A 25,756-nucleotide genomic window follows, 5' to 3' on the forward strand; every position below is an offset into this window, starting at 1 on the left:
ACTTTAAAAATAGAAACCATGAAAAAAAAGAGTCTAAAAAATTTAAGCTTAAACAAAAAGTTAGTGTCAAATCTAAATGATGCTGTAGGTGGAGCAGCAGGAAGCGGAAACATGATGTGTGTAACGAATGGTTGTCCTACAAACACATTAATCGCAGCTTGTTCAAACCACATGTGTGACTCTCGTTTAGGAGGTTGCCCTTCTTATTATTACTGTCCACCAGCACAACAAGCGCCAATGGAGCCAGGACATATGGAAGCTCCAGTTCAAATGGATTTTTAGTAAATTAACTAAAAAGTGAAAAATTTATCACATTTATATTAAGCGAGCTCTCATGCTCGCTTTTTCTATTTTGTATAATTACGGTTTTACCGTAATCGACAATTCCGTAATTAGTCAAATCGGGTCTATTTTTTAGCTAAAAAGGGAATATTTTATGAAATACATTCAAAAAAGAACTTTTTTTAGAATTTCAACTACCTGTTAGTTAGTGGTTTGTGGATTTTTAAGACTAAAACTTATTATAATTACGGTTTAACCGTAATACAAGTAGTGTTTATTCGTAGCGTGCTTTGTAGATATGTTTTTATTTTAGCATCAAACATATTGAGGTTTAGGGGAATCTCATTATAATAGTATTATTCTATTAGATAAAAGGGAGATCATTCTTGTGATTACTCCCTTTTTTTTAGTGTTGCTGAGGAAACTTAGAGAAATATAAAAGTTAGTTATATATTAAATTGAGAAATTAGGGGGTCTCATTTAGTAGTTAAAATAACTTCCTTAAACCTAAAAAGGGATTTCCCAAACTTTTGAAGTTTTGAAAATCCTCCTAAAATTTTCTACACAAAAATCAAACTGTTTTATTTAGATTAAATTTAAATAACTATATTTGCACTCGAAATATATTATATAACAGTCGTTTATGTCTTTATTAATTGATATAGAACAAATTCAGAGGAAATCAAAGAAACGCGCTATTAAGCCTGTTAAGAATTGCAAAAGTAAATGTTGCAAAAAATATAAAAAGGACAAACGTTGTAAACGCTGTCCTTTATTTGATTTATTAAAAAAAGCTTCTTAAAGCTTTGGTTTTTTTTATTTAAAAGCATTCAATCCAGTAACATCAAGTCCTGTAATTAATAAGTGAATATCGTGTGTTCCTTCATAGGTAATTACACTTTCTAAATTCATCATATGTCTCATGATTGAATATTCACCACTAATTCCCATTCCACCTAGCATTTGACGTGCTTCACGTGCAATTTTGATTGCCATTTCAACATTATTTCGTTTTGCCATAGAAATTTGTGCGGAAGTAGCTGTGCCATTTTCACGCATCACACCTAAGCGCCAAGCGAGTAATTGTGCTTTTGTAATTTCAGTAACCATTTCGGCTAATTTCTTTTGTTGTAATTGAAACTGACCAATTGGTTTCCCAAACTGAATACGTTCCTTGCTATAACGTAAAGCTGTATCGTAGCAATCCATAGCTGCTCCAATTGCTCCCCAAGCAATACCAAAACGCGCTGAATCTAAACATCCTAGTGGAGCACCAAGACCAGATTTGTTTGGTAATAAATTTTCTTTAGGAACTTTTACATTGTCAAAAATTAACTCTCCTGTTGCAGAAGCTCTCAATGACCATTTATTATGTGTCTCTGGTGTAGAAAACCCTTTCATACCACGTTCAACAATTAATCCATGAATTCTTCCTTCTTCATTTTTTGCCCAAACAACTGCGATTTGACAAAATGGAGAATTTGAAATCCACATTTTTGCACCATTTAAAAGATAATGATCGCCCATATCTTTAAAATTAGTTGTCATTCCACCAGGGTTTGATCCATGATCAGGTTCTGTAAGACCAAACGATCCAATCCATTCACCAGAAGCTAATTTTGGTAAATACTTTTGACGTTGTTCTTCATTTCCATATTTCCAAATAGGATACATTACTAAAGAAGATTGTACAGAAGCCGTAGAGCGAACTCCAGAATCTCCACGTTCAATTTCTTGCATAATTAGTCCGTAGCTAATTTGATCCAATCCAGCACCACCATATTCCTCTGGAATATAAGGTCCGAAAGCACCAATTCCTGCCAATCCATCTACAATTTGTTTTGGAAACTCAGCACGTTGTGCATATTCTTCAATAATTGGAGAAACGTCTCTTTTTACCCATTCGCGGGCAGCATCTCTCACTAATTTATGTTCGTCTGTTAAAAGCTCATCTAAATTGTAATAGTCTGGAGCTTGGAATAAATCTGGTTTCATTGATTGTAATTTAATAGCATTTTTTAATACCTAAATTTACGGAAAGTTCGTAAATCCAGATAACAAAAGTAACTAATGAAATCTCACAAAACAAAGACAAATTGTTATAATTTTAAATAAAAGTCTTTTGTCAATGAAATGTATGCTTCTGTGTATTGATGTCTTTTGGTTTCGATAACTAATTCTTCTGTAGTAATTTTAGTTTTTTCGAAAGAAAAGGATAGTAAGCTACGTTTAAAGTCTGCTGTCGGATTTCCTTTTACATGACATATTTTAGTTGGAAATAATCCATTGGCTTCCGCCAGATTAATAAAATGTTCCTGTTCTTTATAAGGAATAATAGTGCAAAATGTTCCAGTTGGCTCTAATAATTTTGAAACGCCATACACAAGTTCGTCAAAAGGAAGTGCGTCTGTAAAGCGAGCAGTATCACGTTGAGCATTATCTGTTTTGTAATTTTCGGTATAAAATGGTGGATTTGAAACAATTAAATCATACTGATCTTCAATTTCATCTACAAACTCATCCAAACCAGCGTGATAACAAAACAAGCGATCACTCCAAGGAGAGTTTTCAAAATTTTCTACGGCTTGTTCATATGCATTATCTTCAATTTCTATCGCATCAATAACTTCCGCTGCTGAACGTTGTGCTAATTGTAAAGCAATTAAACCTGTGCCAGCACCAATATCTAAAATTGCAAATGGATTGTTTTCTATGGAAGCCCAAGCGCCTAGTAAAACACCATCAGTACCAACTTTCATGGCGGTTCTATCTTGGTTAATTGTAAATTCTTTAAATCGAAAAGGTTTGCTCATAGTATTTAGTTGAGTATGTTGAAAACAAACAACTATTTTTTAATTATTTTCTGAACTTGTTTGTGATTTTCCGTAGTTGTGATTTCTAAAAAATAAATACCAAGCGATAAATTATGAAGACTTATTTGAGTGTTAGATATACTATTTTTTTGAGTAATTGATTTTATAAGTTTTCCGTTGATATCATAAATATCAATGCTATTTATAACGTTTTCTCCAACAATGTTTAGAATGTCACTACTTGGATTAGGGAAAACTGCAAAACTGTCTAATTGATTGTCTACTACAGATAAAACATCAACGATGGTTGTAGTTACAGTATTCGTAATTATTGGAGGATTAAAATCAAAATAAATATCAGCTGAGTTTTCAAATACATCTCCAAGCGCAGCATCATTTTTCGGTTTTATTTTATACGTAATATATCCATGAGAATTAGGTTCGTCAGAAGTGCTGTCAGATAAGTTAATATTATTAAAAATAAAATCTATTTTATTTCCATTTTTGATTTCTACGTGTCCTTCATGACTAAGACTTTCTAGTCTAAATGTGCTCCAATCTAGGTCAGTATCTAATACATTTGTAACATTCACATTAATTGCGCTTGCCGTTCCAGTATTTTGAAAACGAATAATATAATGTAAATATTCATCGGCATCTTCTACTAGAATCTCATCTCCTTCCAACACCTGAATATCATTTGGATCATACGATCCAATCACTATTTGGCTATAGTTAAAAATGTTATCTTCTGAAAAGGCATCACCAGAGATGGGATTTATGGTAGTCGTAAAGTTTAAAATATCATCAATATTTGTTGTTGGAGGCGGGAAAATATTAAAATCAACAATAATTGTTCTTGTTTCAAAAGGGATTAAATCTATATAGTTAAACGTTAGTGAATTACTCGTAGAACTACTTACGGTTCCGTTTGCAGTTAAAAATTGCATTTTACTATTGTCATATTCAAAAGTTATGTCGCCACTTTGTAAGGTTGTTCCTGTATTTTTATATACGATGGCATAGGAAATATCAAAACCAGGTCGAGCAGAAAATAAAGGGTAAATGCTAACGGATACATCATTAGTAGGTTGTATTGATGTTACACAAAAATCGGCAGTCTCCTCATTCCCAACACCAGTAAATGTTGAAGAAACACTTGAAGGGTTGATCAAAAATGAAGACGATAGTTCTGGCGCAATAAGTGTTGTTGTGTATGTTCCTGCTTCATCAATAGCAATCGAGAAGCTTCCGTTGGCTTGTGTAAAAGTACTATAGGTTGTTGTTCCGTCAGTTGCTCGAACCAATAAATTAGCGGCCGCGTAGGTGGAAGAATCACAGCCATTAGTATCAAAATCGTACACTATTGTTCCTGTGACTCTGTTAATAGTGCTACAGTCTACTGATACATCCTGAGGACCTACGCTGTAACATCCTGTAAATATTTCAGTCGTTCTTATATAAAAAGTTATAATTCCTTCTGCGTTTGCATCATTTACATTTGCAATATAGGCGCTAGGATTTGCTATTGGATTTGTTTCTGCTTCTGCATCAGGAAAATTTCCATAAACGACAAACGAAAGTGGTAAAAAAGGAGGTGGAAAATTTTGAGTTAAATCTACTAGAGAAAAACCATCCATGTCATCATCGCAAGCATAAATTATGGGATAACTTTCTGGACTTCCGGGTGTTGTTAATACTCTTATCGTTTGAGTGACGATTGTTTCGCAACCATCTATATTGGTAATTTTAATAAGAATGTTTTCAGGTGAAATTGTATTTTGGTATGCAGTTGGTGTTGCAATAGGAATGTCATTAGTTAAATCACTTGTATTTCTATAATATTCTGCAAGCAAACCACTATTTCCACCAATAATTAAATTGTAATTCGTTGTCAAATCAAATGTGGATATTCCATCATTTATGCTTCCACTGGCTTCATCGTCACACAATTCAAGAGCATCAGGCTGAGTTATCGTTGGATTTTGAGAAACAAAAATATCAAAACTAGTAGTATCAAATATTCCTGTAGATGAGTCTTCTATACGCGCAAATATAGTTTGCGGATTAGAAATATTGCAAAATCCTGTAACAGGAAGTGTAGCTGTACTTGTAATAGCATCTGTATTGGTTGCATGAAGAGTGACGACTAAACTAGAAGGGTCTTGAGTTCCTATAATTTCTAAAATTGAATTAGAAAAATCGAAATCACAAGAAATACCAGAATCATCAGCAGTACATGCGGAAACATTACTAGCTGGGTTAGCTATTTGCGCAATGCAAAAGTTTACAAAAAAGAAAAATAATAGAAGTGAGTACTTTTTTTTCATGGTTTGGTTTCAATGGTTACCATAAAAGTATCCTTTTTAACTTAAACGATACATATAAATAGATGAATCCTTTGGGAATTATTGCAAGAATTATTTTTTAGAGTTTTGACTTGTTGAATACAAACTCTTTAAATCGAAAAGGTTTGCTAATATGTTAAAAAAAATAAAACTCGGGTAACAAGCGATAAAAGTAAGAACTATAAAATATATAAATCTAAAAAACTTTAATATCATGAAAAAACAAATCAAGAAACTAACGTTAATAAAAGAGAAAATCTCAACACTAGACGCAGCTACTGTTTCTGGAGGAAGAGCGCCCGACAATGGAGGAGCTAATCCAGCAGGTCCAGATAAAGGGCCAGTAACATTTTTACATGAAGGTTGTGGACTTTCTGTTCATCGTCCAATGTGTGAAGCACAGGCTAGCGGAAGCGCACAAGATTATTAACAAAGAATTTTCTACTTAAAAAGTGATAAAAACAATAACCATTAAAAGTTTAATACCATGATAAAACAAATCAAAAAGTTAACATTAGTAAAAGAAAGAATTTCAACATTAGATGCGGCTACTATTTCTGGAGGAAAAGCACCAGATAATGGGTCAACTGTCCCAGCTGGTCCAGACAAAGGACCTGCTACTTTCTTAGTAGAAGGATGTGGGCTTTCTGTACATCGCTGTTAACTAGGTATTTGTGTTGAAAATTGAAAAAATATTTTTAAAAAAGAGTTCTTTGCAATGTAAGGTGTAAAGAACTTTTTTACTTCTTATAACTTGAGTGATTTCATGGAAGAAATTGTAATTCCATGTTGTGTAAGTGTATTGACTTTCTTCTCGTTATCTGTCAGCATTGTAATCGAATTTACTTCTAAAGCCTTTAAAATTTTGGCTGCAGCCGAAAAATCACGCGCATCTTTTTGAAAACCTGCTGCTTCATATGCTGCTGCTTGTGGCATGCCTTCGCGCTTAAAAGGAATACTTTTTAGCAATGCATAATGTCCATTTCCTTTTCCTTCTTGCTCTAGCCAAATAATAATTCCGCGACCTTCTTTCTGAATCATTTGTTGTGCAATTGCCATTTCTTCTCTGCATTCACATTCAATACTATTAAAAATATGTGCATGAATACATGAAGAATGTACTCTGCATAAAACATTTTCTTGATCAGAAATATCTCCCATATAAAAAGCAATTGCTTCTTTCTGTCCATCATAAAAAAGTACTTCATGGAAAGTTCCGTACTTCGTTTTCAAATCAATTTCTGCCATTTTTATCATTGCGAAATAGTTTTAGATTATTGTAAATACAACTCAATTAAACCTTCCGGTGCATCAATATGAATCGTTTTATTCTTACGATCTACCTTTTTAATAATAGCATCATTAATTGGAATCAAAATTTCAACAGTTTTACGCTCAATCTCAAACAAAGGTTGCGATGTAGTATCATTAACACCAGTAATTTTTCCAACGGTTCCAAAAGAAGCATCTTCAACTGTAAAACCAGTTATTTCATGGTAGTAAAACTTATTCCCTTCCAATTTTGGTAAAAATTCTAAAGGCAAATACAACTCGCACTTCAGCAATTGATCAGCTTCTTCTTCTGTATTAACATCTTCAAATTTCAATCGTAACAAATCTGATTTGTGTAATGATGATTTCTCGATAAAAAAAGGCAAAAAATTACGACCAAGTTTTATAAAAACAGCATCTAAATTATCGTACAAATCTGGCTGATCTGTATCTAACTTTGCTAACAATTCACCTTTAAAGCTATATTTCTTAACAATCTTTCCTAAATAAAAACAATCTTCAATTCTCATATCAATATCATAAAAAAAGCCTAGCAAATTTAGTATTTACTAGGCTAAAAATTATATGTAACAACTTATAATTTATTCTTCTTCACTTGCAGGAGTTTCTCCAGCATCTTCAGCAGCATCTTCTACAACAGGAGCATTAGCGGCAATACGAGCTTCGTTTACTGCTTTTTCTGCTTCAAAAGCTTTAGCTTTAGCGTCAGCATCTGCTTTTGCTAAATCCTCAACTTTACCTTGTACAAGTCCTTCTTTTTGCGCAGCCCAAGCATTGAATTTTTCATCAGCTTGTTCTTGTGTTAAAGCACCTTTACGAATACCACCAAGTAAGTGATTTTTGTACATAGCACCTTTGTAAGATAAAATAGCTCTCGCAGTATCAGTTGGTTGTGCACCATTTTGTAACCACTCTACAGTACCATCAAGGTTTAAGTCAATAGTTGCAGGGTTAGTGTTTGGATTGTAAGTACCTAATTTCTCTAAGTATTTACCATCTCTTTTTGCACGCGTATCAGCGGCAACAATCCAGTAAAAAGGTTTTCCTTTTTTACCGTGTCTCTGTAATCTAATTTTAACAGGCATAATAAATTAATTTGTGAGGTTCTCGACCTCTATTATTAATAAGGCTGCAAAGATACTACTATTTTTTAATTTTCAACATATTGTTTGCGCTGAAAATTAGATAATTACAAATAGATGCTTCTAAAAGAGTAAACATACAGGCGCAGTAGTTTCATAAGAGTGTAAAAAAGTGAGTTTTCCTGTGTCAGCGTCTATGCGAAAAACACTTATATTATTGCTGCGTTGATTGGCAGCGATTAAGAATTTTCCAGTTGGATCTAATGTGAAATTTCGAGGCCAATCACCTTGAACATTGATGTTTTGAATTTTCTCGAGCGTTCCATCTTTTGTATTTCTCTTAAAAACTACAATTGAATTTTCACCACGGTTTGAACCATATATAAAGCGCTCATCTTTAGATAAATGAATATCTGCGCAACTATTATCGTTTTTATAATCACTAGAAAGTGTTGTTTTTTGATCTATTCTTTGATAGCTATCTTTTGTTTTCTGAACAGAAGTGATTGAGTTTCCATATTCATTAATGATGTATAAAAATTTGCCGTTTTTAGTCATTGAAAAATGTCGTGGACCCATTTTTTCATCCATACTCACAATAGAAGTATCTTTTAAAATATATGATTCTTCATTAAATTGATAGTTGTAAACTGAATTTCTTCCTAAGTCAGCTACAAACAATTGATCTTTAAAAAACTGTGCTGAATGTGCGTGAGAAGGTTCATCTTTATGAGTGTGGTCAAACACTTGAGAAGCGTCGCTTAAACGACCATCATCTAATACAGAATAAATTGAAACAGTCCCGCTTGTATAGTTTGAAACGACAACTTTTTGACCAGATTCATTGATTGAAATGTGACATGGATGCGCACCATTTGCAGATACCTTATTTAAAGAAGACAATTGTCCGTTTTTTTCAACTTTAAAAGCAGATACCATTCCGTCTTTGTCTTCATTTACGGCGTATACGTATTTTTTATTTGGAGAATATGTTATGTAAGAAGGATTGCTAGTAGTTGCAACTAATTGTTTATTGCTCAATTTTCCTGTGTCGGTATTAAATGTAAACTGATAAATTCCGTCGCTATTTCCATTTGTATAAGTGCCTACGAGTAATGGAATTGTTGGTTTTGAGCAATCTAAAAAACTAAGTACAATCAATAATAAACTAATTTTAAATTTCATTTAAAAAACTTTAAGCTGCAAAATAGAGAAAAATTACGGATAAAGGCAACTTAAATATTGTTCATAACTGTTGATAAAAAGTAGGCTTGTAAAAGCCAATTATTATGTATTTTTATACTTTGAATTTCCTCTATACAAAAGCAACATATGTACTTAATATTTGATACCGAAACTACGGGATTACCAAAGCGATGGGACGCACCTATTTCTGATACGGACAATTGGCCTAGATGTATACAAATCGCTTGGCAATTGCATGATGAATTGGGTAACCTAATCGAACATCAAGATTATTTAGTACAGCCAAATGGTTTTAATATTCCATATGATGCAGAAAAAATTCATGGAATTTCTACTGAACTTGCTGCCGAACAAGGAATTTCGTTAGAAGAAGTATTAGAGAAGTTTAATGTTGCACTTTCCAAAACAAAATTCATTGTTGGTCAAAATGTTGGCTTTGATGTCAATATTATGGGCGCAGAATTCTACCGTGAAGATGTAGCGAATAAATTACAAGAATTACCAGTATTAGATACTTGTACAGAGGCAACGGCAAGTTTGTGTGAATTGCCAGGAGGACGATTTGGTAAATTCAAACTACCAACACTAACAGAATTACATCAATATCTTTTTGGAGTTGGTTTTGGTGAAGCGCACAACGCAACTGCCGATGTAGAGGCGACTACGCGTTGTTTTTTAGAATTAATTCGTAGAAAAGAATATACGACTGAGCAATTAGATGTATTGCCAGATTATTTTGAACGTTTCTCTGAAAAGAATCCGCAACCGATTCAAATGATCGGATTGAAACACATTAATCTGAAAGCGGCTTCTGAGAAAATTCGTAAACGTTTAGAAAAAGAACAAGGTGGAAGCGGTATTTCAAAAGAAGAAATTGCTGAAAACCTTCAAGCACTTCAAGATGCCGAATTTGTTCATTTACACAATCATTCACAATTCTCAGTATTACAATCGACTTCCAGTATTCCCGATTTAGTAAAAGCAGCTAGCAAATACAATATGCAAGCAATTTCCATTACGGATCATGCAAACATGATGGGAGCGTTTCACTTTGTAAAAGAAGTTGGAAACTATAATAAAGGTGTAAAGGCGCGTATCGCGGAAGCAGAAGAAAAGGGAGAAACGAGTACAGAGCAAATTTTAAAGCCTATTATTGGTTGCGAATTTTTCGTCTGTGAAGATCATTTAGACAAAACAAGAAAAGACAACGGATATCAAATTGTGTTACTTGCTAAAAATAAAAAAGGGTATCACAACTTGGCAAAAATGTCGTCAATTGCATACACAAAAGGATTTTACTACGTACCGCGAATTGACAAAAAAGTAATAGAAGAATATAAAGATGATTTAATGGTTTTAACGGGAAATCTCTATGGAGAAGTCCCAAACAAAGTATTAAACATTGGAGAAACACAAGCAGAAGAAGCATTAATTTGGTGGAAAGAAACCTTTCAGGATGATCTCTATATGGAAATTATGCGTCACGATCAAGAAGATGAAAACCGTGTAAATGGTGTCTTGGTTAAGCTTGCAAAAAAGCACGAGGTACAATTAGTTGCAACAAATAACACCTACTACATTGCGCAAGAAGATGCAAATGCACATGATATTTTATTATGTGTAAAAGATGGTGAAAAACAAGCAACGCCAATTGGACGCGGACGCGGATATCGTTATGGTTTGCCAAATCAGGAATACTACTTTAAGTCACCTGATGAAATGAAAACCTTGTTTAAAGATTTGCCAAACGCAATTCTTTCGATTCAAGAAATCATTGATAAAGTTGAGCCTTATGAGTTGGCGCGTGATGTATTATTACCTGCATTTAATATTCCAGAAGAATTTCAGTTTGAAGAAGATAAAGTTGACGGAGGAAAACGTGGAGAAAACAAATTCTTAAGACACTTAACGTACGAAGGAGCAAAAAAACGATACGGGGAAATAACACCAGAAATTGAGGAACGACTTGATTTTGAATTAGCAACGATTGAAAAAACAGGATATCCAGGATATTTCTTAATTGTAGAAGATTTTATTCGAGAAGCACGAAACATGGACGTTTCGGTTGGTCCAGGACGTGGATCTGCCGCAGGTTCGGTAGTTGCGTACTGTTTGTGGATTACGAATATTGATCCGATGCTATACGATTTACTTTTTGAGCGTTTCTTAAATCCTGATCGTGTATCCATGCCCGATATTGATATTGACTTTGATGATGAAGGACGAAGTCGTGTCATGGATTATGTAATTGATAAATATGGTTCCAATCAAGTAGCACAAATTATTACCTACGGAACAATGGCTGCAAAATCTTCCATTCGTGATACAGCGCGTGTATTAGATTTACCGTTGAGTGATGCGGACAGAATTGCTAAGTTGATTCCAAACACGAAACTGGCAAAGATTTTTGGAAAATCAGAAGCTGAACTCAAGCAAAAATTCCGTTCAGAAGAAGTGTTATTGATTAATGAATTAGTAAACATTTCGGAGGAAGATGATTTAGCAGCGGAAACTGTTAACATGGCGCGCGTTTTAGAAGGTTCTGTGCGTAATACCGGAATTCACGCGTGTGGAGTTATTATTACTCCAGACGATATTACAAAGTTCGTTCCTGTTGCGTTGGCGAAAGATTCAGAAATGTACTGTACACAATTTGATAACTCAGTTGTGGAAGATGCAGGTCTATTAAAAATGGATTTCTTAGGTCTGAAAACGCTAACTTTAATAAAAGATACCGTAAAGCTTGTAAAATATAAGCATGATGTTGATATCGATATTGAAAATATATCGCTAGAAGATGAAGAAACCTATGCATTATTCCAGCGTGGAGAAACCGTAGGAGTGTTCCAATATGAATCACCTGGAATGCAGAAGCACATGAAATCGCTCAAACCTACAACGTTTGCCGATCTTATTGCAATGAACGCATTGTATCGTCCGGGACCGATGGAATATATTCCAAGTTTCATTAGAAGAAAACACGGTGAAGAAGATATAGAATACGATTTAGATGCCTGTGAAGAATACTTAGAAGAAACGTACGGAATTACAGTATATCAGGAGCAAGTGATGTTGCTTTCGCAGAAATTGGCAGACTTTACAAAAGGTGAAGCCGATGTATTGCGTAAAGCAATGGGGAAAAAGCAGAAAGCTGTTCTTGATAAGATGAAGCCTAAGTTTATTAAGCAAGCATCTGAAAAAGGACATGCGGAAGATCGACTAGAGAAAATTTGGAAAGATTGGGAAGCATTTGCAGCCTATGCCTTTAACAAATCGCACTCTACATGTTATGCTTGGATTGCGTATCAAACGGCGTATTTAAAAGCACATTACCCTGCTGAATACATGGCGGCTGTACTTTCTAACAACATGAATGATATTAAAACGATTACCTTCTTTATGGAAGAATGTAAACGTATGAAATTGGATGTATTAGGTCCAGATGTAAACGAATCGTTCTATAAATTTACCGTAAATGATGAAGGCGCTGTTCGTTTTGGAATGGGCGCAATTAAAGGGGTTGGACATGGCGCAGTAAAGACAATTGTAAAAGAACGAACAGAAGGAAAATACAAGTCTGTATTCGATCTTGCAAAACGAATAGATCTTCGCGCAGCAAACAAAAAAGCTTTTGAAAATTTAGCCTTAGCTGGCGGATTTGACTCTTTTGGAGGAACACATCGTGCACAGTATTTTCACACCGAAAATGATACCATTACATTTTTAGAGAAAGCTGTAAAATATGGCTCAAAATTTCAAGAAAATCAAAACTCTTCGCAAGTTAGTTTATTTGGAGAATCAAGTGAAGTACAAATAGAAGAACCAAAAGTTCCGCCATGTGAAGAATGGGGAACTATGGAAAAATTAGCGCGTGAAAAAGAAGTTGTTGGAATCTATATTTCGGGGCATCCATTGGACGATTTCAAAGTAGAAATAAAATATTTCTGTAAAGGAGATTTGTCGTATTTCAATCAAATGGAAACGTATGTAAATCGTGAAATTCCTTTTGCAGGAGTTGTTACAGATGTACAGCACAGAGTTTCTAAAAACGGAAAAGGTTGGGCATTATTTACAGTTGAAGATTATTTAAATTCATATGAATTTCGAATTTTTGGAGAAGATTATTTAAAGTTCAGACACTTCTTTGTGCCAAATTCATTTGTGTACATCAAGGCATTCATTAAAGAAGGTTGGGTAAATAAAGATACCGGAAAACGTGGCGATCCTAGAATTCAGTTCAACTCGATGCAATTGTTGCAAGATGTTATGGAAACGACAGCTCGAAAGTTGACTATTCAATTAGATGTGAATAAATTAAAAGAACAAAATCTTGATTTTATTAGCGAAATTTTAGAAACGCATAAAGGAGAAAAATCATTGCATTTCACCTTATATGAAGCAAAGGAGAAAATAAAACTACAGGCGCCAAGTAAAAAACGAAAAGTAAATATTACACAAGAATTGTTAGATGCGTTGGAAGTTGAAAATGTAAGGTATCGGATTAATTAGGGAAAACTCTATTTTGAAAAGTGTTAAGGACGTCATTCTGAACTTGATTCAGAATCTCAGCATGTTGATTTTTAGGTATTATGTGAAACTGAATCAAGTTCAGTTTGACGAATTTCAGCAATTCAATAGCATAATTTTAAGTTATGAAAAAAGAAAACCTACTCGTTTTTGATATTGATGGAACCTTGCTTGATAGCGAAAATGTACATCAGACTGGGTTTGTAAACGCGTTACATGCAATTGGTGTAGAATTCGTGGATACCAATTGGGAAAGTTACACACATTTAACGGATAGTTATATCGCGAAAGTAAACTACGAAAGTGATGTGAATCGTGGATTTTCAAAAGAAATGTTGTTGCAGTTTGAAGCTGAATTTATGAAGTTGATTCATGATTGTAGCGTCGCGCAAATCGTGGGAGCAAATAGCTTTTTGCAGAAAATCATCACGGAAACTAATTACGCTGTTTGTTTTGCGACAGGTTCTATGTTGCAACCTGCAATTTTAAAATTGAATCGTGCTAAAATAGAATACAATCAGGAAGTGTTGGAAGCTTCAAACAATTATTTTACACGTGAAGAAATTGTAACTTCAGCAATCGCGAAAGCAAAAAACTACTTTAACGTCAACCAATTTAACCGAATCATTTCTCTTGGAGATGGAATTTGGGATGTAAAAACGGCACAAAATTTAGGCTTAGAATTTATAGGAATTGGGAAAGGAAATCGTGAAAAATTAGCTTCAAAAGGTGCAAAACATCACTTTGTTAATTATGATGAATTCGATATAAATTTATTGTAAATCAAAAAGATATCACGCTAAAAGTTGTAAATTGTATAAAAAATTGCATTCACTCAATCAAAGTGTACGTTTACTCAATGTAGTTTTTCTATGAAAATTTCTAATTATAGATTTGATAAAAATAAAATATTTAGCATTATGAAGACTCAATTCACAATTTCACAAAAATCATGGTATGTTGCCATGTTGTTGGTTGCTATTTTTGCGTTCAATCCAATGTATGGACAATCAAATACAGCAACTTCACAGAAAGGAAAAACCATTAAAGGTATTATTAGTAATGAAAGTGGACCTGTCCTTGGAGCAAATGTTACGCTAAAAGATTCCAATATGGGAGTTGTAACAGATGAAAAAGGAGAATTTACATTTCCTGTTGCGCTTAAAGTTGGTGACGTTTTACTAATTAGTTTTGTAGGTTATGAAAATAGAGAAGTGAAAATTAAAGAAAGTACTACGTTCATTAAACTAACAATTTATGAAGCAGTGTTTGAAATTACGGGAAGTTTAAATTCTAACAAGCGTTACAAATCTAAACGCAAGAATTAGTTGCTGATACCGTAATTACTTGATGAACATACTAAAATATATTTTTATATTCATTTTTGTATTTCAGGTCAATGCACAAATATCTGATTTTGAAAATATTAATTTTGAAAAAGCAGATGAAATTGTACTGAAATACAAAGGTGAAAACCTTTCCAATTTACCTAAATTAGCGTACAATCTTACTGCTGAGTTAACGACGGATGTAGAGCGTTTTAGAGCCATTTTTAAATGGGTTTGTGACAATGTCGGCAATGATTATAGTATGTATACCAGAAACATGCGAAAACGTCGACGTTACCAAAATGATTCTGTAAAACTTGCAGCTTGGAATGATAAATTTAGAAAAATTGCTTTCCGAAAACTCTTAAAAAAAAATAGAACCATTTGTACTGGTTATGCATATCTCATTAAAGAATTGGCAAACTTGGCTAATATTGAATGTGAAATGATATATGGACATGCGCGTACAAGCATGATAAATGTTGAACATTTAACTATTGATGCGCCAAATCATTCATGGAATGCTGTAAAATTAAACGGAAAATGGTATCTCTGTGATCCAACTTGGGCAAGTGGAATTCCAAATCCTATTACGTATCACTTTCAGTTTGAATTTAATGATGGATTCTTCTTATCTGATCCAAATATATTTTCAGTAAATCATTATCCCGTAGGTGAAAAATGGTTTTTGTTAGATGGTGAAAAACCAACATTTGATACATTTTTAGAAGCGCCTGTTATTTATGGAAAAGCCTATAAATATATTAGCAATCACATACAGCCCAGAAAATTAGACAATACTGTAAAAGAAGGTGAAGTTGTGACATTTCGTTATCAATTACTAGATGTTATTGATAAAAAAGATGTCTATTTTATTATTGAAAAAAATAAAGGCGAAAAGAAAATACATCCAAAACTGATTGCAATTCAGCAACAAAATTTAATAATAGATTACATGTTTGAATCCAAAGGATATTATGATGTTCATCTGTATATAAAAGATAATTTACTAGCTAGCTATTCATATAAGGTAGAAAAAATAGTTCGTTAACTATTTTTTGAATCTAAATAATTACCTAAATCTTGTAAAGAATCATCCCAGAATTGTTCATAAAACTTCAGCCACTTCGTTACTTCTTTTAGTGGATCTGTATGTACATTACAAAATCGTTCGCGACCTTTACTTTCAATCGAAACTAAACCAGCCTCTTCAAGCGTTTTAATGTGTTTTGTAATTCCTTGTCGTGTAATTTCAAATTGATTAGAAATCTGTGAAATTGATAACGCAGAACTTGCAATCACCAAGGCGTGAAAAATATCACGCCTTGTAGGATCTGCAATTGCTTTAAACAAGCGTGTAACTTTATCTTGCATGTATGTGTTCTTTTAAATGTGCTGCTAAATTAGTAATACAATTGTCCCATCCACCATTAAAACTTTCAAACATTGCAATGGCTGTTTCTCCTTTATAATTGGCAATACCTGAATGTTCTAAATGAAGTTTTGTTCCTTCTGCTATTGCTTCTAATTTCCAACTTACTGTGGTTTCAACATTTGTGTCAGCAACTTCCCAAGTGTAAATTAACGTGTAAGGAGTTGCACTTTTTATTTCGCCAGTAATAGCTTCACAACCTTTTTCTTCAGTAGGGAAGAAGGTGTAGTGAAATCCTTTTTCTGCTTTAAAATTAGTTTTAATAAACCAAGTAGATAATTCTTCTGCTTTTGTGATCGCATTCCAAACAACATCAATTGGATGTTGAAATACGGTTTCTTTCTGTAGTACGTCTTTCATGATAAGTGTAAATTTAATTAATATGCAACTAATGAGTTGCTAAAATACGAATTAAATTCAAACACGCAACTTTTTGGTTGCATATATTTTTTTATGATCCATGTATAATTTTTAAAAATTTATATAAAAGAGTTTAATTCAGTATCTTCGTCATCTATATGAGTTTAAAATAGATACATAAAAAAAACCAATTGTTGTATAGTCAAAACTAATACTTGTGGTGTAAGTTTTGGTAGAATATTTGACTAATATTGCATATTAACAAAAAAATAAATTAAAAAAGATAAATATTATGGCTTTAGAAATCACAGATGCTAACTTTGAGGAAATAGTAATGAATAGCGACAAACCAGTAATGGTTGACTTTTGGGCAGTTTGGTGTGGACCATGTAAAATGTTAGGTCCTGTAGTAAATCAAATCGCTGAAGAATATGAAGGGAAAGCTGTTGTTGGAAAGTTAGATGTTGATGCTAACCAAAAATATGCTGCTCAGTTTGGAGTTCGTAACATTCCAACGGTATTAGTTTTTCAAAACGGAGAATTGGTAGGACGTCAAGTTGGTGTTGCTCCAAAAAGCACATATACAGAAGTTATTGATAAGTTATTAGCTTAATAGTTAAAAAAATATACTTAGAATACAAAAGGTTTGGCAATGTGTCAAACCTTTTTTATTTTGTGTAAAATTCAAAAGTACTAACACGTAGTGCTTTACAACCTCATATGCTTTTGTGAAGAAAAGTGTATGTAACAAAAAGAAAAAACGCTTGTGAACTTACAACAAGAATTCAATAAGACTGCTGGGTTTAAAAATCTGGAATTACTTGCACAACAAGTAGTTGAAGGATTTATATCAGGAATGCATAAAAGTCCATTTCATGGATTTTCTGCAGAATTTGCTGAACATAAAATTTACAATTCAGGCGAAAGTACTAAACATATCGATTGGAAACTATTTGCGAAGACGGATAAATTATACACCAAAAAATATGAAGAAGAAACCAATTTACGATGTCACATCATTGTAGATAATTCATCTTCTATGCATTATCCAGAAGTAACTGAGCCAGCAATTGATAATCTAAATAAAATTGCATTTTCAGTATTGGGAACGGCTTCGTTGATGAATATTCTTAAAAAACAACGCGATGCTATTGGTTTAAGTATTTATTCTGATAATTACGATTTTTATGCACCTGAAAAAGGAAGTGAACGCCATCATCAATTGTTATTAAATGCATTGGATAAAACAATCACTACAAAGCAAATTAACAAGAAAACAGAAACATATACATATCTGCATCAAATTGCGGAAAAAATGCACCGTAGAAGCCTTATTTTCCTTTTTACGGATATGTTTCAAGATGGAGTAGAAGATGAAAAACTATTTGAAGCATTACAACATCTAAAATATAACAAGCATGAAGTTATTTTATTTCATGTATTTGATTCAGAAAAAGAATTAAACTTTGATTTTGACAACAAACCAAAACGATTTATTGATGTAGAATCTGGAGAGCATATCGATTTGTATGCAGATTCTGTTCAAGAAAATTATCAAAAGGCGGTTGAAGATTATTTTTCTCGATTAAAAATGAAATGCGCACAATATAAAATCAAGTATGTTGCTGCAGATATCACGAAAAATTTTGAAAAAATATTAGTCACGTATTTGGTTGAAAGACAAAAGTTTGCATAGTTTGATGAAAAAAAGTTTAATTTTTTATTAGAATATGTTTGCATAAATAGAATTGTGGTGTATATTTGCAACCGCAATAAAGCAACGGTTTGGTAGTTCAGCTGGTTAGAATACATGCCTGTCACGCATGGGGTCGCGGGTTCGAATCCCGTCCAGACCGCTAAAATTGCAAAAAAGCTTCTCTTTAGTTGAGAAGCTTTTTTTGGCAAAATGATTTAGTTGTGTTGTTTAAGGTAAGTCCTTGATTTACCTTTGGTTTAGTAGTTAAACCAATGAAAAGCTTTCCTTTTTTCTATATAGAAAATTGGGATGCTTTTTTATTTGAATGAAACTCACTTTTCAAAAATCCGAAGGATGCATAGAAAATTGTAAGTTGAATTCATCCCAACGTAGGTTGAGATCTTATCAAGTTTATCAAATAGATTTCAATTCTTCATAATTTCCTCAAAACTCACTTTTTCAAATCATAACTCTTCCACTTCTTGCAAATTCCAAATACTTGCCTGCGAATCCTCTTTTAGACTTTATAGTTACGGTATCTCAGCATATTTTTAGGTTTATTAATTTTTTAAATAGTAAACCATGAAAAACAAAAAAATGTCTCTAAAGAATTTAAAATTCAATAAAGAAAAAATCTCGAATCTAAATACCAAACAAATTATTGGTGGTACTGGATATACGTATAGTTGTAATACTTGTAATCCTATCTATTGCGATCATGGCGATATGTATCTTAGAACAAAACTTCTTAAAGATGAAGATGGTAATGTTAGTGGCTGTATTCCTAGGTCATACATTTTGGCAGAATGTGGAGAACCATCAAATACAAATCCTAGTGATACAGTATAAAATTTTGAATTGTATACGTATTAATCAATAACACCATAATAATACGGTATCAGTTGGAACAATAGTAGAAGAAACAAGTCCAGAAGCAGGTTGTTATCCTATATCATCTCCAGATGAAGCTTGTTAAGATGTGAAAATATTAGTTAGATATAAACGAAAGTCGATTTAAAAAATCGACTTTTTTTCGTTGTGATACTGCTACTTTCGATCCGTCTTTTAATATAATGTCGCCGCCTTTTCCTTTTACATATTCTTGCACATAACGTAAGTTGATGAGGTGACTTTGATGCACTCTGCAAAAATCTGATATACATAATTGTTTTTCAAAATCAGCTAATGGTTTGGTGACTACAAACTGTTTTTTATTCTCTAAAAAGATAATCGTGTAATTATTGCTAGCTTCACATCGGACAATTTCAGAAATAACTAATCGTTGATAACCACGTGAAGTAGGAATGTCAATAAAATCGTTAGAAGCTTTTTTAATTTGTACTTGATTTATTTTAGCTAATAAAACTTTCTGGACAGTATTTACAAATTCAAGCTCATTAATTGGCTTTAAAAGATAGTCTGTAGCGCTGTGTTTGATTGCTTCTATTCCATATTGATCATATGCAGTAATATATATTTTTGTGGCGTTAGAACGCTTTAAGAACTGTGATTGAAAAATAGTTTTGTTTTTTAATTGAATATCTAAAAACAAAATATCAACCGAATATTTTTTTAAAGCGACATCAACATCCAAAACTGATGCAGCTTCAAATACAATATCAATTTGTGGAAATTCATTTTTTAATAATAAGGCAATAAATTCGCGCCCATTGGCTTCGTCATCTACTATTCCAGCTTTAAATCGCATGTGTATTGTTTATTTTAAGTTGAACTTTGGTTCCCTTTTCATCATTTTCCATCAAATTGATAAGAGAAAGGGTAATAGAAATATTGAAAATTTGTTGATATAATTCTATTCGTCTACGAATTAAATCAATTCCTTTTGATTGTTTTTTTTGTATTGATTTTGAAAGATTTTCAATGCCAATACCATCATCTTGAATGGTAATTTCAATCGTTTCATCAGTGTATATTTGAAAATGAATACGTATCGTTCCTTTTTGAGAAGGCGTTTCTACAAAGGCATGTTTAATCGCATTCTCTACAAAAGGTTGCACTAAAAATGATGGGATTTTAAGATTTTCAATTGTAGAATCGTGCGTAATTATATAGTCGAATAGTTCTCCAAAACGTAATTTTTCTAGCTCTAAGTAATCATTGAGGTAGGTGATTTCGTCCTTAATTTTCACAAATGTATTATTGGAGTACATCATATTAAAACGCAACATTCTATTGAAGCGATCAATATAGAGTTGCGAATTGGCGTAATCTTTTTTGTAGTTTAAGAGTTTAATAGAGTTTAAACAATTGGATATAAAGTGCGGATTCATCTGCGATTTCATGACTTCCACTTCTAGCTCTGTTAGCTTTTTTTTAGTTTGAATTTTCTCTTGTTTTCGTTTCTTTCTATTGATATAAATACGTATTAGAATTGTATAAATCAATATGATTAACAACGCAAAAGCAATCATTTTGAACCACCAAGTTTGCCAAAGCATAGGAATAACTTCTATGGAAATAATTAAACAATCTTCACTAGGAATATGACTACTATTAAGCCCATAAATAGACAATGTATGTTTTCCAGGTTGTAAAGACGACAAAATGATCTCAGAAGCTTTAGTTACCGAATAGTGTTCTTGATTGTCAAGTTTGTATTTAAGTGATGTGTTTCCGTATGAATTGTAATCAGGATAACTCACATTTATAGTTATCGAATTTTTAGTATATGGAATTTTTATTTGTGTGTTTTTGAAAACAGAATCTTGATATTGAATATGATTTAAAACGAGTTTTGTATTTTTCTCTTGTTGCTTTTGTACTAATAAATCTGTTGTATTAAAAACTTCCAATCCTTTTGAAGTTGCTAGATACATAAAACCATTATATAAATAAAAATCGTTTAGCGTAGCTAGCGGAATTCCGTCAGCTTCTGTAAAAGAGTCAATTGTATATGTTTGATACTTATTTTCAAACATAATTCTATTGATTCCTCTATTTCCAATTGCCCAAAGAACAGTTGGCGATTCAAAAATTACTTTTGAAATAGAATTACTCAACAAACCATCTTTCTTCGTCAATTGTTGTTGTTTTTCATTATATACCATAAAAATTCCACCGGCGTTTGTGGCAAAAGCATAACAATTGTTCGAAGCTTTACTACCACTAAAAAATATATAATCTGGAATTATCTCTTTGTATTCTTTTGTGCGAACATTCACGTCAAATACACCTTTACCCGAACAAATAAAAGCATGGTTTTTATCTTTTGGAATTGCTGCATACGATCGTCCGTTAAAAATAGTTGTGAATTCAAGTGTTTTTTTATGAAGCAAAATGGCACTTCCAGAAATAGAGACAATAAGATGATTTGCGTCAAATTCGGATAGATTTTTTAACGCGCCAAGTATCATTATTTTATCAATTTTATTGAAGTGATTGTCGTAGACATGTATAGTGCTTATTGAAGCGAAAAATAATCGATCTTTTGAAGCAAGGATACTTATAATTCCGTTTAGCTCGTCTGTAGTATTAATTGTGAAATTGTATTGTGTTTTGTTATGTATTCTTCTAATTTTTGAAGCATTCATTCCAAAATAAAGACTGTCTTTCCTGCCATCAATACTCAAAATATTTTCTCCTTCAGTGGTTGTTTTACTTTTCTTTAGAAATCGCTGGTATTTTGCTTTTCTCCAAAAAAATAGCCCACGATCTCTAGTAGAAAACCATATGTTTTGATCTTTATCTTTAAAAAAGTCATTAATAATAAAATCGTTGAAAATTTCAGTTTTTTCTTTAGAGTTAATATTATAATGTATAATACCTCCAGTATGGTTTGTTAGCCAAATTTCGTTATCATTTTGAAAATAGATATTCTTAATAATTTTTTCATTTTGTATACGATCAAGAAATACCCAAGATGAATCGTTTTGGATTTTATAGACTTGCGCTTCATTTCTCGACGTGAAAATCACTTTCTTTTTTCCAAAAACAGCATTTTCAAAAAGCGAATTCGGGTTTTTGGTAGTTGCTATTTTTGTTTGAGTATTATGTTGTAAATCATACTTAAAAATATCACTTGTGTGATTTTGAAAATATATAATATCATCTCGATAGTTAATTATTTGTACAGAATCATTAAAAGTTGTTTTTTCGACTATACCTTTACTATATACATATACATCTTTTGTGTTTTGATGTTTAAAAATGGCTGCTTTTTTAGCAATTGTATCCTTTATAATCCGTGGAATACCTTTAAGTGTGATTTTTTTTAATTCAGGATTTTCTTTTTTTGTAATGAGCGTTCCATCTTTTAAATAGGCATAATTTTCATTCAAAGTAGTAACAAATATTTCATCGTCTATTGATATATTATTCAGTATTTCGGTATCTTTTAGTGCCAAACTTCCATCGTAAGGAGCAAAGGTTTTTCCATCAAAAGCATACAAACCGTAATCACTTCCAATCCAAATAATTCCATTTTGATCTTGTTCTAAATTATAAACGGCTTTACAAAACAAACCTTCATCACGATAGTAATTTTTTATATCCGATAGCTGTGAGAACGCAGTAAACGGAAGAAGAAATAAAAGGAGCTTACGAAGCATATTATGATTACTAATGAAATTCAATGTAAGAAGATACAACACTTTTGTTAATCTTAATTATAGATTGCAAATTCTTAGTATAGTAATGCGAATTCTCTTTTTAGCTTGTGTTTGTAATTACTGTGAATGAACTTCATGTCAGAAAACCAATAAAACAATCTGTAATCATGAAAAAAAAGAATCTTACATTAAAGAAGTTGAGCCTACGTAAAAAAAGCATTGCATATTTAGATGGAGTAAAAGGTGGAATTTGGGCAACACATACATGTGGAACAACATGCTTACCTGTTTTTGAAACCATCAATCCATTTGATGTAGAAGAAACAATTAGACAATTGAGTATGCCAGATGGATTTGATAATTGTAACTATTCTAGAGATTGTAGCGGTTCATGCGCATCCGTAGTTTTATATAATACCTGTGCTTATGGTGATGAGCCAAGTGGAGCATATCATGGACAAGGATAATAATACCCTTATTTAGTTAATGTAAAAGTCAATAACCTTTGTGTTGTTGGCTTTTTTTATTTTCTGTAAAGAATTAAAAAATAACACTTTTATACTCCCAAAAATCACTCATAAAAAAGCCGAAGTAAACAACTGCCACCATAAATTTTAGCAAGGTAGAGAATAAGAAGCCTAAAAATGATCCAAAGGCAGCTTTTAGCGCGGTATCTGTATCTTTATTAGCAAATACTAACTCTCCAATCAAAGCGCCAAAAAAAGGACCAATAATGATTCCCCAAGGTCCCATAAATATCAAACCAACAATTAAACCAATGGTTGTTCCGTAAATTCCATACTTGCTTCCGCCAAAACGTTTTGTGCCAATTGCGGGAATAATATAATCCATTATAAAGACAAAAATTGCAACTGCAAGTGTAATTCCTAAAAACGTCCAATTGTTCGGAACTGCATTTGTAAGATATAAGAATAGCAATCCAAACCAACTTGTTATTGGTCCAGGAATGACAGGGAAAAAGCTTCCAATAATACCAAGAAGCATTAAAAAGAAACCAAGTATCGTAAAGAAAATATCCATTGCGAGTGTTTTCTGTAAGACGCAAGCAATTAAAAAATGTTACACTTTTACAACTAAGAAATTAGTTTAAACTAAAATTTTAGTTATATTTGCTTTATAGAACTAAGAAATTAGTTGAAAAAATATATCCGAATATGAAACAATTAACGAAGGCAGAAGAGGAAATTATGCAAATCCTCTGGCAGCTTGAAAAGGCAAACGTAAAAACAATCATTGAAAATTTCAAAGGTTCAAAACCTGCGTACAATACCGTTTCTACAATTGTTCGGATTTTAGAAGGAAAAGGATTTGTTGGATATGAAAAAGTTGGAAAAGGGCATATTTATTTTCCATTATTAGCACAAACAGAATATAGCAATCAATCTATTTCGAAGTTGGTTAATGGTTATTTTCAAGGATCTTTTAAAAGTATGGTTTCGTTTTTCATGCAAAAAAATGATATCAGTACTTCAGAGTTAGAGGATATTCTCAAAGAAGTTGAAAAAAATAATAAGAAATCATGATACAATATCTCATTCAAGTTGTTGCGTTTCAATTATTATTTTTATTGGCGTATGATTTATTTCTAAAAAAAGAAACCTTCTTTAATTGGAACAGAGTGTACTTAATATGCTCGTCATTCATTTCGTTTGTAATACCTTTTATTAAAATTGAAAGCTTTCAAAATGCAGTTCCGCAAGAATATATAGAGATATTGCCAGAAATTGTACTAACTCCAGAAACAGCTGTAGAAGCCATAGCACCATCGTGGAATTGGTATCTTATTATAGGAATTACGATAAGTAGTTTATTATTTATCTATAAAATAGTACAATTACTTCGATTACGTTTCAAAGGACGTTTTGTAAAACGAGAAAATTATACGGCCATCATGGTTCCAAAAAGCACAATGGCTTTCTCTATCTTTAATTATGTGTTTATTGGTGATGATATTGATGCAATTAAATTAGAAGATATTCTTTCGCACGAATTGGTTCACATTCGAGAAAAACATTCTATAGACTTATTATATTTTGAACTTTTACGCATTTTATGTTGGTTCAATCCGTTAGTCTATATCTATCAAAAACGAATCTCAGAAGTACATGAATATATAGCAGATGCTTCTGTCGCAAACAAAAAAAATAAATCCGATTATTATGAAAAATTGCTGGCTGAGGTCTTTCAAACACAGCATTTTTCGTTTACCAATCAATTCTTTAAACATTCATTAATTAAAAAACGAATCATTATGTTAACAAAACAAAAATCCCGTCAAATTTTAAAGTTAAAGTATTTAGTATTAGTTCCAGTATTAATTGTTTCCTTATTCTATACTTCATGTAAAAATTCTACTATGCTTGATTCAGCAGAAAACATAGAAGCAGTTAATGAAATAGTAGAAAATAATGAATTTGATATATTCCAAACTGAGCCTATAGATTTTAAAATGGTTGATAGAGCACCTGTTTTTCCAAACTGTAAAGATGAAAAAACAGCAGAGAGTTTGAAAAAATGTTTTATTAGAAGTGTCCAAATACATGTTAATAAAACATTCAATACTAAATTAGCTAACGAACTAGGCTTAGAAGGAAAACGAATTAAACTTGAAGCAGAATTTGTTATTGATGAAAATGGAGAGGTTGCGGATATGAAAGTAGAAGCAGAAAACCCTGAATTTAAAACAGAAGTAAAGCGTGTGTTAAAGGCGTTGCCAAAATTAATGCCAGCAATGAAAGATGGAAATCCAGTTAGTGTAAAATACCTTTTACCTATTGTATTTAAAGTACATTAATTTTAG

At 32.3% G+C, this 25,756-nt stretch carries 25 protein-coding genes and 1 tRNA gene; 14 read left to right on the plus strand and 12 right to left on the minus strand.

What is annotated here, in order from left to right:
• The first annotated feature begins 18 nt into the window (after positions 1 to 18).
• Entirely contained in the window at positions 19 to 282 is a 264-nt protein-coding gene (locus ACUUYC_RS11050) for a hypothetical protein (protein ID WP_474265868.1), read from the plus strand.
• An 816-nt stretch (positions 283 to 1,098) separates the two neighbouring features.
• Here ACUUYC_RS11050 and ACUUYC_RS11055 read toward each other — a convergent pair.
• The 3 genes from ACUUYC_RS11055 to ACUUYC_RS11065 form a co-directional block, all read right to left on the minus strand.
• The gene (locus ACUUYC_RS11055) at positions 1,099 to 2,277 is read right to left on the minus strand and encodes an acyl-CoA dehydrogenase family protein (protein WP_474265869.1); all 1,179 of its coding nucleotides are present in this window, start codon (positions 2,275 to 2,277) and stop codon (positions 1,099 to 1,101) included.
• 104 nt (positions 2,278 to 2,381) lie between these two features.
• On the minus strand, positions 2,382 to 3,095 hold the full coding sequence (locus ACUUYC_RS11060; RefSeq protein ID WP_474265870.1) for a tRNA1(Val) (adenine(37)-N6)-methyltransferase: 714 nt from the start codon (positions 3,093 to 3,095) through the stop codon (positions 2,382 to 2,384).
• Between the two features lie 32 nt (positions 3,096 to 3,127).
• The gene (locus ACUUYC_RS11065; RefSeq protein ID WP_474265871.1) at positions 3,128 to 5,425 is read right to left on the minus strand and encodes a T9SS type A sorting domain-containing protein; all 2,298 of its coding nucleotides are present in this window, start codon (positions 5,423 to 5,425) and stop codon (positions 3,128 to 3,130) included.
• 232 nt (positions 5,426 to 5,657) lie between these two features.
• On the opposite strand from ACUUYC_RS11065, the gene ACUUYC_RS11070 reads away from it, so the two are divergent.
• The gene (locus ACUUYC_RS11070; protein ID WP_474265872.1) at positions 5,658 to 5,873 is read left to right on the plus strand and encodes a hypothetical protein; all 216 of its coding nucleotides are present in this window, start codon (positions 5,658 to 5,660) and stop codon (positions 5,871 to 5,873) included.
• Positions 5,874 to 5,930: 57 nt separating this feature from the next.
• Positions 5,931 to 6,107 carry a hypothetical protein gene (locus ACUUYC_RS11075; protein ID WP_474265873.1) on the plus strand — a complete coding sequence of 59 codons (177 nt, stop codon included), beginning with the start codon at positions 5,931 to 5,933 and terminating at the stop codon, positions 6,105 to 6,107.
• Between the two features lie 83 nt (positions 6,108 to 6,190).
• On the opposite strand, the gene ACUUYC_RS11080 is transcribed toward ACUUYC_RS11075, so the two are convergent.
• From ACUUYC_RS11080 to ACUUYC_RS11095, 4 genes are all read right to left on the minus strand, one after another.
• Entirely contained in the window at positions 6,191 to 6,700 is a 510-nt protein-coding gene (locus ACUUYC_RS11080; protein ID WP_474265874.1) for a GTP cyclohydrolase II, read from the minus strand.
• 17 nt (positions 6,701 to 6,717) lie between these two features.
• The gene (gene rimM, locus ACUUYC_RS11085) at positions 6,718 to 7,245 is read right to left on the minus strand and encodes a ribosome maturation factor RimM (RefSeq protein WP_474265875.1); all 528 of its coding nucleotides are present in this window, start codon (positions 7,243 to 7,245) and stop codon (positions 6,718 to 6,720) included.
• A 72-nt stretch (positions 7,246 to 7,317) separates the two neighbouring features.
• Positions 7,318 to 7,821 carry a 30S ribosomal protein S16 gene (locus ACUUYC_RS11090; RefSeq protein WP_474265876.1) on the minus strand — a complete coding sequence of 168 codons (504 nt, stop codon included), beginning with the start codon at positions 7,819 to 7,821 and terminating at the stop codon, positions 7,318 to 7,320.
• A gap of 120 nt (positions 7,822 to 7,941) precedes the next feature.
• Positions 7,942 to 9,003, minus strand: a complete 1,062-nt coding sequence (locus ACUUYC_RS11095; protein ID WP_474265877.1) for a lactonase family protein — start codon at positions 9,001 to 9,003, stop codon at positions 7,942 to 7,944.
• A gap of 147 nt (positions 9,004 to 9,150) precedes the next feature.
• On the opposite strand from ACUUYC_RS11095, the gene dnaE reads away from it, so the two are divergent.
• The 4 genes from dnaE to ACUUYC_RS11115 all read left to right on the plus strand — a co-directional run bounded on the left by dnaE (position 9,151) and on the right by ACUUYC_RS11115 (position 15,930).
• Positions 9,151 to 13,533, plus strand: a complete 4,383-nt coding sequence (gene dnaE / locus ACUUYC_RS11100) for a DNA polymerase III subunit alpha (RefSeq protein ID WP_474265878.1) — start codon at positions 9,151 to 9,153, stop codon at positions 13,531 to 13,533.
• A gap of 143 nt (positions 13,534 to 13,676) precedes the next feature.
• Positions 13,677 to 14,333 carry an HAD family hydrolase gene (locus ACUUYC_RS11105; protein WP_474265879.1) on the plus strand — a complete coding sequence of 219 codons (657 nt, stop codon included), beginning with the start codon at positions 13,677 to 13,679 and terminating at the stop codon, positions 14,331 to 14,333.
• A gap of 138 nt (positions 14,334 to 14,471) precedes the next feature.
• Positions 14,472 to 14,879 (plus strand): carboxypeptidase-like regulatory domain-containing protein, encoded by a 408-nt coding sequence (locus tag ACUUYC_RS11110; RefSeq protein ID WP_474265880.1) that lies wholly within the window; start codon positions 14,472 to 14,474, stop codon positions 14,877 to 14,879.
• A gap of 22 nt (positions 14,880 to 14,901) precedes the next feature.
• Positions 14,902 to 15,930, plus strand: a complete 1,029-nt coding sequence (locus ACUUYC_RS11115; protein WP_474265881.1) for a transglutaminase domain-containing protein — start codon at positions 14,902 to 14,904, stop codon at positions 15,928 to 15,930.
• Here the strand turns inward: ACUUYC_RS11115 and ACUUYC_RS11120 are convergent.
• Both ACUUYC_RS11120 and ACUUYC_RS11125 read right to left on the minus strand, forming a co-directional pair.
• Positions 15,927 to 16,253 (minus strand): ArsR/SmtB family transcription factor, encoded by a 327-nt coding sequence (locus ACUUYC_RS11120; RefSeq protein WP_474265882.1) that lies wholly within the window; start codon positions 16,251 to 16,253, stop codon positions 15,927 to 15,929. The genes ACUUYC_RS11115 and ACUUYC_RS11120 overlap by 4 nt on opposite strands.
• Positions 16,243 to 16,671 (minus strand): SRPBCC family protein, encoded by a 429-nt coding sequence (locus ACUUYC_RS11125; protein ID WP_474265883.1) that lies wholly within the window; start codon positions 16,669 to 16,671, stop codon positions 16,243 to 16,245. The genes ACUUYC_RS11120 and ACUUYC_RS11125 overlap by 11 nt, the downstream gene beginning before the upstream one ends.
• Positions 16,672 to 16,963: 292 nt before the next feature.
• Between ACUUYC_RS11125 and trxA the strand changes: the two genes are divergently transcribed.
• The 4 genes from trxA (at position 16,964) to ACUUYC_RS11145 (ending at position 19,216) form a co-directional block, all read left to right on the plus strand.
• Entirely contained in the window at positions 16,964 to 17,284 is a 321-nt protein-coding gene (gene trxA, locus ACUUYC_RS11130; protein ID WP_474265884.1) for a thioredoxin, read from the plus strand.
• 153 nt (positions 17,285 to 17,437) lie between these two features.
• The gene (locus tag ACUUYC_RS11135) at positions 17,438 to 18,367 is read left to right on the plus strand and encodes a DUF58 domain-containing protein (protein WP_474265885.1); all 930 of its coding nucleotides are present in this window, start codon (positions 17,438 to 17,440) and stop codon (positions 18,365 to 18,367) included.
• A gap of 86 nt (positions 18,368 to 18,453) precedes the next feature.
• A tRNA-Asp gene (locus tag ACUUYC_RS11140) sits at positions 18,454 to 18,527 on the plus strand.
• A 422-nt stretch (positions 18,528 to 18,949) separates the two neighbouring features.
• Positions 18,950 to 19,216 (plus strand): hypothetical protein, encoded by a 267-nt coding sequence (locus tag ACUUYC_RS11145; protein WP_474265887.1) that lies wholly within the window; start codon positions 18,950 to 18,952, stop codon positions 19,214 to 19,216.
• A gap of 139 nt (positions 19,217 to 19,355) precedes the next feature.
• Here ACUUYC_RS11145 and ACUUYC_RS11150 read toward each other — a convergent pair whose 3' ends face one another.
• Both ACUUYC_RS11150 and ACUUYC_RS11155 read right to left on the minus strand, forming a co-directional pair.
• Positions 19,356 to 20,075: a LytR/AlgR family response regulator transcription factor gene (locus ACUUYC_RS11150; RefSeq protein WP_474265889.1), complete on the minus strand. Its 720-nt coding sequence runs from the start codon at positions 20,073 to 20,075 to the stop codon at positions 19,356 to 19,358.
• Positions 20,065 to 22,935, minus strand: a complete 2,871-nt coding sequence (locus ACUUYC_RS11155; protein ID WP_474265891.1) for a sensor histidine kinase — start codon at positions 22,933 to 22,935, stop codon at positions 20,065 to 20,067. Before ACUUYC_RS11155 ends, ACUUYC_RS11150 begins: the two co-directional genes overlap by 11 nt.
• A 167-nt stretch (positions 22,936 to 23,102) precedes the next feature.
• Here ACUUYC_RS11155 and ACUUYC_RS11160 point away from each other — a divergent pair, with 167 nt between their 5' ends.
• Positions 23,103 to 23,402 carry a hypothetical protein gene (locus tag ACUUYC_RS11160; RefSeq protein ID WP_474265893.1) on the plus strand — a complete coding sequence of 100 codons (300 nt, stop codon included), beginning with the start codon at positions 23,103 to 23,105 and terminating at the stop codon, positions 23,400 to 23,402.
• Between the two features lie 73 nt (positions 23,403 to 23,475).
• Here ACUUYC_RS11160 and ACUUYC_RS11165 read toward each other — a convergent pair whose 3' ends face one another.
• Complete coding sequence (locus ACUUYC_RS11165) at positions 23,476 to 23,976, minus strand: DUF456 domain-containing protein (protein WP_474265895.1); 501 nt, start codon at positions 23,974 to 23,976, stop codon at positions 23,476 to 23,478.
• Positions 23,977 to 24,110: 134 nt separating this feature from the next.
• Here ACUUYC_RS11165 and ACUUYC_RS11170 point away from each other — a divergent pair, with 134 nt between their 5' ends.
• Both ACUUYC_RS11170 and ACUUYC_RS11175 read left to right on the plus strand, forming a co-directional pair.
• Positions 24,111 to 24,479: a BlaI/MecI/CopY family transcriptional regulator gene (locus ACUUYC_RS11170; protein WP_474265897.1), complete on the plus strand. Its 369-nt coding sequence runs from the start codon at positions 24,111 to 24,113 to the stop codon at positions 24,477 to 24,479.
• Entirely contained in the window at positions 24,476 to 25,750 is a 1,275-nt protein-coding gene (locus ACUUYC_RS11175) for a M56 family metallopeptidase (protein ID WP_474265899.1), read from the plus strand. The genes ACUUYC_RS11170 and ACUUYC_RS11175 overlap by 4 nt, the downstream gene beginning before the upstream one ends.
• Positions 25,751 to 25,756: the final 6 nt, after the last annotated feature.

This window comes from Kordia sp. E, assembly GCF_056033805.1.

Coding starts and splice junctions, on each gene's coding strand:
- ACUUYC_RS11050 (WP_474265868.1), top strand. CDS start 19: ATGAAAAAAAAGAGTCTAAAAAATTTAAGCTTAAACAAAAAGTTAGTG.
- ACUUYC_RS11055 (WP_474265869.1), bottom strand. CDS start 2,277: ATGAAACCAGATTTATTCCAAGCTCCAGACTATTACAATTTAGATGAG.
- ACUUYC_RS11060 (WP_474265870.1), bottom strand. CDS start 3,095: ATGAGCAAACCTTTTCGATTTAAAGAATTTACAATTAACCAAGATAGA.
- ACUUYC_RS11065 (WP_474265871.1), bottom strand. CDS start 5,425: ATGAAAAAAAAGTACTCACTTCTATTATTTTTCTTTTTTGTAAACTTT.
- ACUUYC_RS11070 (WP_474265872.1), top strand. CDS start 5,658: ATGAAAAAACAAATCAAGAAACTAACGTTAATAAAAGAGAAAATCTCA.
- ACUUYC_RS11075 (WP_474265873.1), top strand. CDS start 5,931: ATGATAAAACAAATCAAAAAGTTAACATTAGTAAAAGAAAGAATTTCA.
- ACUUYC_RS11080 (WP_474265874.1), bottom strand. CDS start 6,700: ATGATAAAAATGGCAGAAATTGATTTGAAAACGAAGTACGGAACTTTC.
- rimM (WP_474265875.1), bottom strand. CDS start 7,245: ATGAGAATTGAAGATTGTTTTTATTTAGGAAAGATTGTTAAGAAATAT.
- ACUUYC_RS11090 (WP_474265876.1), bottom strand. CDS start 7,821: ATGCCTGTTAAAATTAGATTACAGAGACACGGTAAAAAAGGAAAACCT.
- ACUUYC_RS11095 (WP_474265877.1), bottom strand. CDS start 9,003: ATGAAATTTAAAATTAGTTTATTATTGATTGTACTTAGTTTTTTAGAT.
- dnaE (WP_474265878.1), top strand. CDS start 9,151: ATGTACTTAATATTTGATACCGAAACTACGGGATTACCAAAGCGATGG.
- ACUUYC_RS11105 (WP_474265879.1), top strand. CDS start 13,677: ATGAAAAAAGAAAACCTACTCGTTTTTGATATTGATGGAACCTTGCTT.
- ACUUYC_RS11110 (WP_474265880.1), top strand. CDS start 14,472: ATGAAGACTCAATTCACAATTTCACAAAAATCATGGTATGTTGCCATG.
- ACUUYC_RS11115 (WP_474265881.1), top strand. CDS start 14,902: ATGAACATACTAAAATATATTTTTATATTCATTTTTGTATTTCAGGTC.
- ACUUYC_RS11120 (WP_474265882.1), bottom strand. CDS start 16,253: ATGCAAGATAAAGTTACACGCTTGTTTAAAGCAATTGCAGATCCTACA.
- ACUUYC_RS11125 (WP_474265883.1), bottom strand. CDS start 16,671: ATGAAAGACGTACTACAGAAAGAAACCGTATTTCAACATCCAATTGAT.
- trxA (WP_474265884.1), top strand. CDS start 16,964: ATGGCTTTAGAAATCACAGATGCTAACTTTGAGGAAATAGTAATGAAT.
- ACUUYC_RS11145 (WP_474265887.1), top strand. CDS start 18,950: ATGAAAAACAAAAAAATGTCTCTAAAGAATTTAAAATTCAATAAAGAA.
- ACUUYC_RS11150 (WP_474265889.1), bottom strand. CDS start 20,075: ATGCGATTTAAAGCTGGAATAGTAGATGACGAAGCCAATGGGCGCGAA.
- ACUUYC_RS11155 (WP_474265891.1), bottom strand. CDS start 22,935: ATGCTTCGTAAGCTCCTTTTATTTCTTCTTCCGTTTACTGCGTTCTCA.
- ACUUYC_RS11160 (WP_474265893.1), top strand. CDS start 23,103: ATGAAAAAAAAGAATCTTACATTAAAGAAGTTGAGCCTACGTAAAAAA.
- ACUUYC_RS11165 (WP_474265895.1), bottom strand. CDS start 23,976: ATGGATATTTTCTTTACGATACTTGGTTTCTTTTTAATGCTTCTTGGT.
- ACUUYC_RS11170 (WP_474265897.1), top strand. CDS start 24,111: ATGAAACAATTAACGAAGGCAGAAGAGGAAATTATGCAAATCCTCTGG.
- ACUUYC_RS11175 (WP_474265899.1), top strand. CDS start 24,476: ATGATACAATATCTCATTCAAGTTGTTGCGTTTCAATTATTATTTTTA.